12 protein-coding genes and 1 tRNA gene are annotated in these 12,114 nt (G+C 57.5%); 4 read left to right on the forward strand and 9 right to left on the reverse strand.

Features of this window, described 5'->3' with window-relative positions; genetic code table 11:
* The 5 genes from AC2FGB_RS19260 to AC2FGB_RS19280 form a co-directional block, all read right to left on the reverse strand.
* A tRNA-Glu gene (locus AC2FGB_RS19260) sits at positions 1-75 on the reverse strand.
* 98 nt (positions 76-173) lie between these two features.
* Positions 174-1,916 (reverse strand): single-stranded-DNA-specific exonuclease RecJ, encoded by a 1,743-nt coding sequence (recJ, locus tag AC2FGB_RS19265; protein WP_496693331.1) that lies wholly within the window; start codon positions 1,914-1,916, stop codon positions 174-176.
* Between the two features lie 91 nt (positions 1,917-2,007).
* Entirely contained in the window at positions 2,008-2,991 is a 984-nt protein-coding gene (gene glpX, locus AC2FGB_RS19270) for a class II fructose-bisphosphatase (RefSeq protein ID WP_142634684.1), read from the reverse strand.
* Positions 2,992-3,060: 69 nt separating this feature from the next.
* Positions 3,061-4,347, reverse strand: a complete 1,287-nt coding sequence (locus AC2FGB_RS19275) for a homoserine dehydrogenase (RefSeq protein ID WP_142634682.1) — start codon at positions 4,345-4,347, stop codon at positions 3,061-3,063.
* A gap of 124 nt (positions 4,348-4,471) precedes the next feature.
* Positions 4,472-4,720 (reverse strand): hypothetical protein, encoded by a 249-nt coding sequence (locus tag AC2FGB_RS19280; RefSeq protein WP_496693330.1) that lies wholly within the window; start codon positions 4,718-4,720, stop codon positions 4,472-4,474.
* Positions 4,721-4,820: 100 nt separating this feature from the next.
* Here AC2FGB_RS19280 and AC2FGB_RS19285 point away from each other — a divergent pair, with 100 nt between their 5' ends.
* Positions 4,821-5,408, forward strand: a complete 588-nt coding sequence (locus tag AC2FGB_RS19285) for a TetR/AcrR family transcriptional regulator (RefSeq protein ID WP_142634678.1) — start codon at positions 4,821-4,823, stop codon at positions 5,406-5,408.
* A 7-nt stretch (positions 5,409-5,415) separates the two neighbouring features.
* Here the strand turns inward: AC2FGB_RS19285 and AC2FGB_RS19290 are convergent, their stop codons facing one another.
* The gene (locus AC2FGB_RS19290; RefSeq protein WP_281994818.1) at positions 5,416-6,327 is read right to left on the reverse strand and encodes a pirin family protein; all 912 of its coding nucleotides are present in this window, start codon (positions 6,325-6,327) and stop codon (positions 5,416-5,418) included.
* Between the two features lie 159 nt (positions 6,328-6,486).
* On the opposite strand from AC2FGB_RS19290, the gene AC2FGB_RS19295 reads away from it, so the two are divergent.
* Positions 6,487-6,957, forward strand: a complete 471-nt coding sequence (locus AC2FGB_RS19295; RefSeq protein ID WP_496693329.1) for a hypothetical protein — start codon at positions 6,487-6,489, stop codon at positions 6,955-6,957.
* A gap of 71 nt (positions 6,958-7,028) precedes the next feature.
* Here the strand turns inward: AC2FGB_RS19295 and AC2FGB_RS19300 are convergent, their stop codons facing one another.
* From AC2FGB_RS19300 to AC2FGB_RS19310, 3 genes are read right to left on the reverse strand one after another with little or no spacing between them, the layout of a single operon-like run.
* Entirely contained in the window at positions 7,029-7,709 is a 681-nt protein-coding gene (locus AC2FGB_RS19300) for a TadE/TadG family type IV pilus assembly protein (protein ID WP_496687444.1), read from the reverse strand.
* A 4-nt stretch (positions 7,710-7,713) separates the two neighbouring features.
* Positions 7,714-8,247: a TadE/TadG family type IV pilus assembly protein gene (locus tag AC2FGB_RS19305; RefSeq protein ID WP_142634669.1), complete on the reverse strand. Its 534-nt coding sequence runs from the start codon at positions 8,245-8,247 to the stop codon at positions 7,714-7,716.
* Positions 8,244-9,857: a TadE/TadG family type IV pilus assembly protein gene (locus AC2FGB_RS19310; RefSeq protein ID WP_496693328.1), complete on the reverse strand. Its 1,614-nt coding sequence runs from the start codon at positions 9,855-9,857 to the stop codon at positions 8,244-8,246. Before AC2FGB_RS19310 ends, AC2FGB_RS19305 begins: the two co-directional genes overlap by 4 nt.
* A gap of 332 nt (positions 9,858-10,189) precedes the next feature.
* Between AC2FGB_RS19310 and AC2FGB_RS19315 the strand changes: the two genes are divergently transcribed.
* The gene (locus AC2FGB_RS19315; RefSeq protein ID WP_142634665.1) at positions 10,190-11,620 is read left to right on the forward strand and encodes a Glu/Leu/Phe/Val family dehydrogenase; all 1,431 of its coding nucleotides are present in this window, start codon (positions 10,190-10,192) and stop codon (positions 11,618-11,620) included.
* A gap of 145 nt (positions 11,621-11,765) precedes the next feature.
* Positions 11,766-12,062, forward strand: a complete 297-nt coding sequence (locus tag AC2FGB_RS19320; protein WP_496693327.1) for a hypothetical protein — start codon at positions 11,766-11,768, stop codon at positions 12,060-12,062.
* Positions 12,063-12,114: the final 52 nt, after the last annotated feature.

A 12,114-nucleotide genomic window follows, 5' to 3' on the forward strand; every position in this document is an offset into this window, starting at 1 on the left:
TGGTAGCCCGTAGGGGAATCGAACCCCTCTTTCCAGGTTGAAAACCTGGCGTCCTAACCGATAGACGAACGGGCCACGCTAGCTTGTGGGGGGCCTTTTACGGTTTCACTCTGACCCCCGCAAGCCGAAAAACGCAGGGTTGTGAAAGTTTTTTGGCGGTGGCGAATGCGGCCTTAGATCGCCTCGGCGGCATCTTCCAATCTGAGTTGTACAGTTTGCCGTCCACCCCATGTGTTCACCTCAAGTCGTCCGGCGAAATGAAAGCGTGCGCCGCCGTGATTGGTCAGCCGTTCCCCCATTGGTCCGTCAAAGGCGCCAAACGCAATGGCATCCAACCCGGCACCCACCCCGTCCGACAGCGACAGCTTCAGATGGGAGTCGCCGACCCGCTTGGCAAAGCGCACTTGTAAGTCCGGAAAGGCATACCGCGGAGCCGGAGCACTGGCGCCGAAAGGCCCTGCTTTTTCAATCTGTTCAATCAGATCGACAGTGGCCGCGCCGGGCATAAGTGTGCCTTCCAGTTTCAGGTCAGCAGGGCCGGTTTGACCTGCCCCTTGTTTTGCCAGCAATTCGCTGAGCCGTTCCATCGCCGGTTCCAGCTGATCACGCATGACCGTCAGGCCAGCCGCCATCTTGTGGCCGCCGCCCTTGACCAGCAGACCTTCCGCCGCCAGCCGCTGAATCGAGGCACCCAGATCGACACCGGTCACTGATCGGCCCGATCCTTTGCCCTCATCCCCGTCCAGACCGATGACGATGGCCGGGCGGTTGGCGGTTTCTTTGAGGCGCGACGCGACGATGCCGACAACGCCCGGATGCCAGCCTTCCCCGGCCGCCCAGACCAAGGGCGCATCAAGGCCCCGTTCTTCGGCCTGTTCCATCGCGGCTGCCCGAACCGCATTTTCAATATCGCGCCGCTCGGTGTTCAACTCGTCCAGCCGCTGCGACAGAGCCTCTGCTTCATGGGTTGAATCGGTGCTGAGCAGCCGGGCACCCAGATCGGCCTGGCCGATCCGGCCCCCTGCGTTGACGCGCGGGCCCAGCATGAACCCCAGATGATAGCTGTTGGGCGCGGAATCCATCCGCGCCACATCCGACAGCGCCACCAACCCCGGTCTTTGTCGTTGCGCCATGACCTTCAGCCCCTGACGCACAAGCGCGCGGTTTGCACCGATCAAAGGAGCCACATCCGCCACCGTGGCCAGCGCCACAAGGTCTAGCATTGCAATCAGGTCAGGCCCTTTTGCACCCGCTTCGCGCAGTTGCCGTCCGGCCTCGACCAGCATCAGGAACACGACGGCGGCGGCACAAAAATAGCCAAGATCGCCGCTTTCGTCCTGTCTGTTCGGGTTCACCACGGCCACGCAATCGGGCAAAGTTTCGCCACCAAGGTGGTGGTCCAGGACGATGACATCGGCCCCCTTTGCGGCGGCGATGGGTTCATGGCTGAGGGTTCCGCAATCGACGCAGATAATCAGATCATGCGTGGCGGCCAGTTCCTGCATCGCCGGGACGTTGGGGCCATAGCCCTCATCAATCCGGTCAGGCACATAGAGCGTCGCCTGCAGGCCCATCTGACGCAACCACGTGAGTAGCAGAGCAGCCGAACTGCCTCCGTCGACGTCATAATCGGCAAAGATCGCAATGCGCTGCTTTAGACGGACCGCAGTCAGAAAACGGGTTGCAGCGGTTTCCATGTCTTTCATCGCGCGCGGATCGGGCAACAGCTCTTTCAGTTTGGGTTCTAGAAATCCCGGAGCTTCCATTGCCGGAACACCGCGCCGGGCCAGAACCTGACAGACGGCCCGAGGCAATCCGGCTTGTTGTACTAGCACCTCGGTCGCGCGCTCTACATCCGCCGAGGGGCCGACCCAGCGACGTGCTGACAGTGAATGTTCAACCCCAAGAAAGCTCATGTCCTGCCCCTGATGTGCCAAGGCCGGACCCTCGCGGACCCGGCCTTATCATTTCTATGGATAGCCCTGCACGATGGTCAGGCGCAAGATCTTAGCCGTCGTTATGCGACCACGTCGGCGTGCGGTAGGACATGCGTCGAACCGACCCGGTTTTCGACCGCATCAACAGGGTGGTGGTTTCAACCCAACCCGGCTCGCGCTTGATGCGCGGCAGCAAAGAGCCGCCGGTGACGCCGGTTGCGGCAAAGATCACATCGGCGGTTACCATCTCATCGCGCGAATAGATGCGGTCCAGATCGGTGATGCCCGCTTTGGCGGCGCGGCCGCGTTCGTCATCATTGCGGAACAGCAGGCGGCCAAAGATCTGCCCGCCCATGCATTTCAGCGCTGCAGCGGCCAGAACACCTTCGGGGGCGCCGCCTTGGCCCATATACATGTCGATCCCGGTGACTTCGCTTTCGGCGCAGTGCATGACGCCAGCAACATCACCATCGGTGATCAGGCGGATAGATGCACCGGTTTCGCGAACTTCGGCAATCATTGCCTCATGCCGAGGGCGTTCCAGGATGCAGACGGTAATGTCGGCAGGCTCGCAATCCTTGGCCTTGGCCAGCGCTTCCACACGTTCGCGCGGGCTCATGTCCAGGCTGACAACGCCTTCAGGGAAACCCGGGCCAACGGCCAGTTTGTCCATATAAACGTCCGGTGCATGCAGCATTGATCCGCGCGGGCCCATTGCTATCACAGTTAACGCGTTGGGCATGTCCTTGGCGGTCAGCGTGGTGCCTTCCAGAGGGTCCAACGCGATATCGACGCCGGGACCATTGCCGGACCCGACCTCCTCACCAATATACAGCATCGGTGCCTCGTCGCGCTCGCCTTCACCGATGACAACGACACCGGCGATATCCAGAAGGTTCAGCTGTTCGCGCATGGCATTCACAGCGGCCTGGTCAGCGGCCTTTTCATCACCCCGTCCAACCAGCGAAGCCGAAGCAAGCGCAGCCTGTTCCGCAACCCGCGCCAGGCCCAGAGACAACAGGCGGTCATTGAAATCAATCTTGGCAGCACTCATTTTCACTATCCTCAGGTCAGTATCGGCGTCTTGTCCGGCATAGCCTGCGTATCGTGCAGGCCGCAAGGGTCAAACCTCTTCAATCCGCAAAGCAACCGGTGTGCCCGAAACAACATCGGTCTCGTGCAGGCCCAGCAAGGCGACATCCAGCGTGGCACGGGTGGTTTTGTGGGTAACTATCAGAACCGGCGCGGTGCTTTCCGCATGGGCGTATTGGCGCATGCGATCAATCGAGACCCCGGCATCGCCCAGGATGGCCGCAACTTTGGCCAAGGCGCCGGGTTTGTCCAGCAGACCCAGACGCAAATAATAGGGGGCAGGGCGACCAGTCAGCGCTGGCACTGCGTCCTGCAACGAACTGGCAGGGCGGCCGAAAGTCGGAATCTGAAGCCCACGTGCCAGATCGCAGACATCGCCCATCACCGCGCTCGCCGTTGGACCCTCGCCAGCTCCGGGGCCACGCAGAACAACCTGCTCGACCGCGTCGCCTTCGATCACCACCATATTGGTGCCGCCTTCAAGCTGGCCCAGGGGCGAGTCACTGGGCACCAAACACGGCTGCATCCGCTGTTCAAGCCCCCGTGCCGTGCGCTGAGCCACGCCCAACAGTTTGATCCGGTATCCCATGTCATGGGCCTGGTCGATGTCATCCAGACTGATCTGCTGAATGCCTTCGATCTCGATCCCGTCGAAATTCGGTTTGGTGCCGAATGCGATCGAGGCGAGCAGCGCCAGTTTATGCGCGGCGTCTATCCCGCCCACATCCAGATTTGGATCGGCTTCAAGGTAACCCAGCTGTGCGCATTCGTCGAACAGGGCGTTATATCCCTGCCGCTGCGATTGCATCCGGGTCAGGATATAGTTGCATGTGCCATTCATCACCCCCATGACGCGGGTGATTTCGTTGCCCGCAAGTCCTTCGGTCAGGGATTTGATCACTGGAATGCCGCCAGCCACGGCCGCTTCGAAGCGGATCACACGGCCCGCGGCTTCGGCCATTTCGGCCAGTTCCTGACCGTGAATGGCCAACAGGGCCTTGTTGGCGGTGACGACATCCTTACCACTGGCTAGCGCCGCTTCGACCGAGGCTTTGGCAGGTCCGTTTTCCCCGCCCATCAGTTCAACAAAAACATCAATATCGTCGCGCTGTGCCAATGCGACAGGGTCAGTTTCCCAGGCATAATCCGACAGGTTCACACCGCGATCCTTGCCAGCATCACGCGCGGAAACCGCTGTGATCTGGATAGGACGACCCGTTCGTGCCTGCAGCAGGTCGGCATGGCGGCGCACGATCCTGACGACACCCACACCAACAGTTCCCAAGCCCGCAATTCCAAGCCGCAGCGCCTGTGTCATCCTGTGGGTTCCTTTCCGCTCGATAATCCTAATCTGGGGTGTTTCCCCGTTCCCGCTGCCTTAGCGGGTTCGGCGCCGAGGCGCAATCCGCGACACCCATGCCAGGCGACAGAAAACCTGAGGACTAATTGGTCTGAGCGTTTTGCAATGCCGTTGCCTTTTTCTTCAACGCCTTGCTGCGTTCGGTCAGTTCACTTTCGACCTCTGCCGCTTCGTACAGCGGGTCAACAGGCACAGCGAAAACATCTGCCAGTGGGGTTAACTTGGGGTAGGGGGCCGATTGCACATTTGGCCCTTCTCGGTCTTTCAACTCGGGAAAATTGGTGCATCCCAGGCAGAGCAAAACTAGGGGCAGAAGAAGAAGGGGCTTCATGATGAAACCTTATTGTGGCAACTGGCATCGGTGATGCACTTTTTGTCCGGTCGTTTCAAGCGGGCTTCTATCTGAACATCCGTTCAGATATGGTGGATACATGGCACGTACACAAGGCTCACACTCGGACATTACCGGCCCGCGTATCCGGCAGGCAGCGCTTCGGCTTTTCGCGCGCCATGGGTATGCTGCTGTTTCCATGCGGAAAATTGCGGGCGAGGTTGGGGTGCAGGCCGGGGCATTGTACAATTACACCCCGGATAAGCAGAGCCTTCTGTTCCGTTTGATGCGCGACCATATGCAGGATTTGTTGTCCGCCTATGGCGAGCAAAAGCAAACTGGCGATCCGCAGGATGCTTTGCGTCGGTTTGTCGGATTTCACATCCGGTTCCACCTGCAGCGCCCTGACGAGGTATTCATCGCCTATATGGAACTTCGGAACCTCACGCCCGAAAACTTCGCCGAAATAGAGGATCTGCGCCGCAAGTATGAAGACGGGCTTGAGGCCATTTTGCGCGAAGGTCAGCGGGCGGGTATCTTTGCGGTCGCGGATACGAAGATTGCGACATTGGCGGTCATCGCCATGCTGAACGGCGTCATGACGTGGTATCGCGCCGGTGGGCGGCTTTCGCTGGACGAGGTTGAAGCCGTCTATTGGGACATGGTCCGAAAGGCGATGACTGCTTAAGGGGCAGTCAATGTGCCGGCCGAATAAACGTCCCGTTGCGCAATTCGCGAAAAGCCTGTTCCAGCTCGGTCCGGGTGTTCATGACGATGGGGCCGTGCCACGCGACCGGCTCATTGATCGGTGCGCCGGAAATCAGCAGGAACCGGACACCTTCCGGACCTGCCTGAACGGTCACTTCGTCACCACTCCCAAAGCGAACCAGTGTTCGGTCTCCCGACATGTCACGAATGTTCACCTCTTGGCCACCAACTTCTTTTTCCAAAAGGACCCCCGCAGGCCGCGAGGCATCAGCAAAGGCGCCCGCGCCTTCGAATACATATGCAAATGCGCGACGGTAGGTGTCTATGGGGAAGGTCTTCTTCACGCCTGCCGGAATTTGGATGTCCAGATACTGAGGGTCGGCGGCGATGCCGTCGACTGGGCCTGTCTTGCCCCAAAACGTCCCCACGATCACGCGGACAACGGTTCCGTCATCGTCTGTGATTTCAGGGATCTCTTTGCGCGGCACGTCCTGATATCGCGGTGTTGTCATCTTTTGGGCCGCGGGTAGATTGCCCCACAGCTGAAACCCGTGCATTTGGCCGGTTTGGCTCCCCTTGGGCATTTCCTGATGCAGGATTCCGGACCCTGCCGTCATCCACTGCACATCACCCGCGCCAAGTGTTCCGTTATTGCCAAGTGAATCCGAATGCTCAACCGAGCCGGACAGGACATAGGTGATCGTCTCGATCCCGCGATGCGGATGCCATGGAAATCCAGCCTGATAGTCCTGCGGGCGTTCATTGCGAAAGTCGTCGAACAGCAAAAAAGGATCCAGTTCTGACGGGTCCTGAAAGCCGAAAGCGCGGTGCAGTTTAACGCCTGCCCCCTCCATCGTCGGTATGGCCTTTCGGGTTTCCAAAGTCGGTCTGAGGGACATTGCTGCGCTCCTGTTGCTATGGGGAAGATGTACCGCACCGCCATGGCGGGTCAATTTGCGCTGAAACACGCAACCTGTGCGAAATTCAGCAGGTGCGTTCGCCTCTGTTGTTTGGCTGGGAAAGTGGCTAAACCCAACTGCAAAGTGGGAGAGCAGCAAATGCAACAAGAAGTTCTGGCCGTGGTCAAAGCCTCATCACCCAGGCGGTGGATGGGTGTCGGAATGTTGTCGACCGTGGGCTTTCTGGTTGTTTTCGTCGCGCTTGCCGCGCCGCCGGAGCCATCCTGGCAGGCATTCCTGTTTGTGGTAGGCGCGGCGTCCTTTTGGCTGGCCTATCGCATGTGGAAGGCAACCTCGGATTGGATCGAGCTGACTGAGACCGAACTCAGAACCGGGGCAGGGCAGCCGATCGCCGCAATAGAAGACATTGAAGCCGTCGAAAGAGGTGCGTTTGCCTTCAAGCCGTCGAATGGCTTTCTGGTAACAACCCGGCAATCAGGTGCAAATAGATGGGCGCCGGGGCTGTGGTGGCGCTTGGGACGCCGCGTTGGCATAGGCGGCATGACATCCGCCGCCGAAACCAAATTCATGTCCGAGATTTTGTCTGCGATGGTGGCAGAACGCGGCTAGGTCAGACCTTCAGCGCCACCTCGTTATTCGAAGGCGGGGTGGAAGGCACTAAGATGCCAACCCACCCTGTCCTAGTTCGTTGCACTTTCCGCACTCGCACCGGAATCCCCTGTGCCAGGGTCCTCGATTTCACCGATCTCGCCAGACCCGTCGGGATTTTCCTCAATTTCAACAACGCCCGACACATTTGCCGCAACCTCATTGGTAAAGCGTGGGCGTGTAAAGACGAAATTTTCAAAGACATGTTCGCCTTTGAGGAAATCCACCCCATAGATCGAGTCAAAGACCGGAATGTAAGCATTCGCCGTTTCAACAATGATCAGTGTGTCCTGGTTCGGCATAGGCGGCAGGTTATCACGCATGCGGTCGATATTGTCGTCGGTCCAGATGCTGTCGTAACCGCGCGCGGTTGACCATCTGACGTAATGACGATCATCCTGTTCGTCGAACACAACCAGCGACACGCGCAGATTCATCTGTGATCGGTTGTTGACCATCGCCACCAGCAGCGAATGCAATGAGGTGATATAAGTGTCCGTGATCGTGCCGGTCTCGCGAGAGATCAAATCGCCAACGGTATACGCCGCTTTCAGGTTAGATGCGCTTTGGCGGAAGCCGTCGAAATACGTGAAAGCGCCTGTGATCGTCCACACCAGCATCGGAAAGACAAGCAAAGCCTCAACCGTGAGTACCCCACTCTCGTCTTTCGTCTTGGATTTCAGAAGATTCCGGAGCTTTGAAATGAAAAACATAGGCTTACAGAGGCTCCTGTACGAAGGCAGTCGTCGCGGTAAGTTCGATCTGGCCTGATTCATCCGACAAAATACGCCCCATCGCCGATGTAGGGAAAATCGGATCGACCTTTGCGCAGGCCCGAAGGATCATCAACTCGTTCGAAAGGCCATTTTCGAAAGCGCGAACTGGGTTCACTTCTTCAGAATTATCAGTGCAATCCGGGACAGGCGGAAGGTTCAACCCGACAAACGCGCTTTGTTGCAGCATCTCCAGCTGCAAGTTGGTGGTACAGCGTTTGATCACTACGACGCGATCACAGATCGTACTTTTTATCTGATCATGCGTTGGGTTGGTGCCCGTGCCGAGGCGAATGTCGCGAACTGTCTGGTCCACAGCCCGCTCTAACATCGCCTGCTGCAAGGTGACCACCGAATATTCCATCGCACTCAGGATGAAGAACATGAATGCCGGGAAGATGATCACAAACTCGACGGTGACCGCCCCATCTTCCCTGCGTCTCAGGCTTCGCAGCTTTGAAACAAGGGCTCCGATCATTGGGTCAACCGCAGTTTTCTGATCGACGACGCGATAGAAGCAAATGCGTCTTCCAGGTCCAGACCGTTCACATTGTATACATGGCTGTCCGAGCTGGCACAGTCCTTGATGGTTTTGTACCCGGCTCTGGGTGCTTCGAAGGCGATGCCATAGACAATGACGCCCTCATCCTTGGCTGCGTTACAGATATGCTTGGTGCGCTGGTTCTTGGCCGAAGTCTCAACTTTGGCATACGCTTTCGAGTACCACTCGGCCCATGCACTTGACTGCCAGTAGTAGTTATATCTTGCATTCCAGGCCAACGACACACGGTTGAAAAGTTCTGGATAGGTCAGGCGAACAGCCGTACCCAATTCTTCGTTGGCTGGTGTCTCTGGATCAGGATTGCCGAACGGATGGTCCGCCCATGTGTTCTGCTGTGGCCAGAAAAAGTTCGGGCGACCCTGCGAATGGTAGACTGTGTATTCGGAGGCCTCAGCATTGTACCAGACATCAGACAAGCCCTCCCGAAGGGACGGGTTCAGCATATACTGGTCCGTGTTCTGACCGTCGGTCATTACGATTACAATTTTCAAGATGTCCGAGTTATAGTCTGACGGGCGGGTCCGGAAGTGATTTGGAACGATGTTGTCGTCAGCCAGGTCGCTCACAATGCCACGAACGCTTGGGTCCAGGAAGGCCACGCCCCATTTCATGCCGACATCTATCGAGGTGTTCCCGGTTGCAGTCAACGCCTTGATCTGTTTGGTCAATGCCTCCAGATTATCGGTAACAGGCGTAATCGCACTGCCATCGCGGACCGGGCAAACCGGTGTTCTGATCGAGCCTTCGGAATAGGTGAAGGGGTCAAAATGTGCAGTGCGTTCCAGCCTGTCATCACGCTCTAGGTCCGCGTCGCTATACTGTTCAGGGATAAAGTTCACACAATGGGAGTAGTTGTGCTCTGCTGTAACGTTGGTGAATTTGCTCAGGATGGGTTCACCCGCGTTGACCTGAGTTGCGTAAGGCACGATCGAGATCGAAATGCCCGTGCGGTTCGGATCATCTGAATCCAGCATCAGCGTGACAAATTCTGTGGCCGCATCCTGCAGAAGCGCAATTTTGCTCTTCCCGCCAGAACTCGAATAGTTGTTCATTGAGCCAGAGATGTCGAGAACCAGCGAAATTTCAACAGCTCCAATGCTTTCGACGGCCGTGCTGGCCGCGTTAGCGGTCAAGCTGTTGACGCCAGAGAAATGCATAAAGTGGGTTTTGATGGTCGCCTCGGCGGTGGCTGATACTTTACGTGATCCAAAGCCTTCTTCCACCACGACAGAAGTGATTTTGCCGCCCAGCCCGGCCTTCTCGAAATAGGCATCGACAATTTCGCGTGCGGGCTTTTTCTGATCAAGGTCAGCGGCCGCAAGAACGGCGCGGTCCAATGTTGATTGCAGATTGGCGCGGTCGCGTTCAAAATTCATTAGGTCAACGCCAGCTCCGGTCGAAGCGAAGATCACCAGGAAACCCAACAATACAAAGATTGTGAATGTACCGTCTTCGCTTTTTGCGAACCGGCGCGCGCTTAGCGCTGATTTAGCGCCGCTTTTGCTTTCGCGTAGAAACTTGGGCATTTTCATCTTGCAGACCTCGCTGAGCAGACATCCAAAGCTGCTAAGGAAAAGTTAACGTATGGAAATTAACTGCGAAACGTGGCGGGAATTGGGCGAAAAGGGCCCAGTTTTGGCTGGTTTGAGGGAAATTGAGGGATAATTCCGGACTGTCGCGCGGGGCTGTATTCGATGCGTGAACAATTCGGCGGATAATGTCTGGGTTTGGCGACTCAGCCAGAGTTCGAATATTTCCCCGTAACTTGAGATTTTATTTCTGCTTAAACATTGATCGTTTAGCAAAGGGGTGCGACAAAACGTCAGAACGCAAGTCGTTCGCCGGCACGGAGGTTTAAATGACGGCCACAAAAGAACCCAGCTTTCGAGAGAGTGTAGATCTTATGTTTAACAGGGCAGCGTCCCTGATGGATCTGCCTCCGGGCCTTGAAGAAAAGATAAGGGTCTGCAACGCCACCTACACTGTACGCTTCGGCGTCCGGCTGCGCGGTGACATACACACATTCACCGGATATCGATCGGTGCATTCCGAGCATATGGAGCCGGTGAAAGGCGGTATCCGCTTTGCGTTGGCGGTCAACCAGGACGAAGTCGAAGCGCTTGCGGCGCTGATGACCTATAAATGCGCTCTGGTCGAAACGCCGTTTGGCGGATCAAAGGGTGGGTTGTGTATCGACCCACGCCAATACGAAGAGCATGAGCTTGAACAGATCACCCGCCGGTTCGCCTATGAGTTGGCCAAGCGCGACCTGATCAACCCGTCACAGAACGTGCCAGCCCCGGATATGGGGACGGGTGAGCGTGAAATGGCGTGGATGGCGGACCAATACGCCCGGATGAATACAACTGATATCAACGCGCGCGCCTGCGTGACAGGCAAGCCGCTGAATGCTGGCGGTATTGCCGGACGGGTCGAGGCCACGGGCCGCGGCATTCAATATGCGCTGCGCGAGTTTTTCCGCCATCCTGAGGACATTCAAAAGGCAGGGCTGTCGGGCAAGTTGGACGGCAAGCGCATTATTGTTCAGGGTCTGGGAAATGTGGGCTACCACGCTGCCAAGTTCCTGAGCGAGGAAGACGGCTCTCGTATCGTGGGCATCATTGAATGGGACGGAGCGCTGTATAATCCCGACGGGATCGACGTCGAGTCGGTTCGCCAATGGATTGTCAAGCATGGCGGCGTCAGCGATTATCCCGACGCCACCCATTCCGCCGAGGGAGGGGCCGTGCTGGAAGAAGAGTGCGACATCCTGATCCCGGCGGCGCTGGAAGGTGTGATCAACCTTGATAATGCCGATCGCATCAAGGCCCCGTTGATCATCGAAGCTGCAAACGGCCCGGTGACAGCTGGTGCAGATGAAGTTCTGCGCGATAGGGGCGTCGTGATCATTCCTGATATGTACGCAAATGCTGGCGGTGTGACCGTTTCGTATTTCGAATGGGTTAAGAACCTAAGCCATATCCGGTTTGGCCGCATGCAGCGTCGCCAGGAAGAGTCGCGGCACGAGTTGATCGTCAGTGAGCTGGAACGGCTGGACCGCTATCTGGGCGATGCCTGGTCCATGTCTCCGAACTTCAAGGCGAAATACCTGAAAGGTGCGGATGAGCTTGAGCTGGTTCGTTCGGGGCTTGATGACACCATGCGGATTGCTTACCAGTCGATGCGTGAAGTCTGGCACAGTCGCGACGATGTCGAGGATCTGAGGACCGCGGCCTACATCGTGGCCATTGACCGTGTCTCGAAAAGCTACCGCGCTAAGGGACTTTGACAATACTCTCTGCGGGCGGTTGGCATCTGATCCATCGCCCGCAGGACCAAGGCGCAACAGGGCTGCGCAAGATGCAATTCGACGATGGCGCGCATCCTCGCCCGGCAGTAGACTTCAGCGACGAGAACGAATCCCGGAGACCACCATGTTGCGTTTTGCCGTTGCGGCTATTTTACTGGCCACACCTCTGGCTGCTCAGGAAACAAAAGAACAAAGCTGCCAGCATCAGGCGGATGTCGTGGCGGCGATCCAGCAGGCGCGACTCGACCGCGTGAAAGAGCGCGACGTGCCGCAAGCCGTGGCCGATACAGGCCCGACCTGGCCCGCGAACTATAATGCCGCGATCCCGCTGATCACCCCTTGGGTCTATGAGCAGAAGATGCGCGATGTGCGCAAAAAGGATCTCGGTGCCACGTGGATGGAGCTGTGCCTGCAGCAGTAATCCAAAACCTTGCGAATTCTTTGCGGACAAACGCGCGCCTTCCCCTTGGCGC

The sequence above is a fragment of the Ruegeria sp. CDSC021 genome (assembly GCF_059610845.1).

Coding starts and splice junctions, on each gene's coding strand:
- recJ (WP_496693331.1), bottom strand. CDS start 1,916: ATGAGCTTTCTTGGGGTTGAACATTCACTGTCAGCACGTCGCTGGGTC.
- glpX (WP_142634684.1), bottom strand. CDS start 2,991: ATGAGTGCTGCCAAGATTGATTTCAATGACCGCCTGTTGTCTCTGGGC.
- AC2FGB_RS19275 (WP_142634682.1), bottom strand. CDS start 4,347: ATGACACAGGCGCTGCGGCTTGGAATTGCGGGCTTGGGAACTGTTGGT.
- AC2FGB_RS19280 (WP_496693330.1), bottom strand. CDS start 4,720: ATGAAGCCCCTTCTTCTTCTGCCCCTAGTTTTGCTCTGCCTGGGATGC.
- AC2FGB_RS19285 (WP_142634678.1), top strand. CDS start 4,821: ATGGCACGTACACAAGGCTCACACTCGGACATTACCGGCCCGCGTATC.
- AC2FGB_RS19290 (WP_281994818.1), bottom strand. CDS start 6,327: ATGTCCCTCAGACCGACTTTGGAAACCCGAAAGGCCATACCGACGATG.
- AC2FGB_RS19295 (WP_496693329.1), top strand. CDS start 6,487: ATGCAACAAGAAGTTCTGGCCGTGGTCAAAGCCTCATCACCCAGGCGG.
- AC2FGB_RS19300 (WP_496687444.1), bottom strand. CDS start 7,709: ATGTTTTTCATTTCAAAGCTCCGGAATCTTCTGAAATCCAAGACGAAA.
- AC2FGB_RS19305 (WP_142634669.1), bottom strand. CDS start 8,247: ATGATCGGAGCCCTTGTTTCAAAGCTGCGAAGCCTGAGACGCAGGGAA.
- AC2FGB_RS19310 (WP_496693328.1), bottom strand. CDS start 9,857: ATGCCCAAGTTTCTACGCGAAAGCAAAAGCGGCGCTAAATCAGCGCTA.
- AC2FGB_RS19315 (WP_142634665.1), top strand. CDS start 10,190: ATGACGGCCACAAAAGAACCCAGCTTTCGAGAGAGTGTAGATCTTATG.
- AC2FGB_RS19320 (WP_496693327.1), top strand. CDS start 11,766: ATGTTGCGTTTTGCCGTTGCGGCTATTTTACTGGCCACACCTCTGGCT.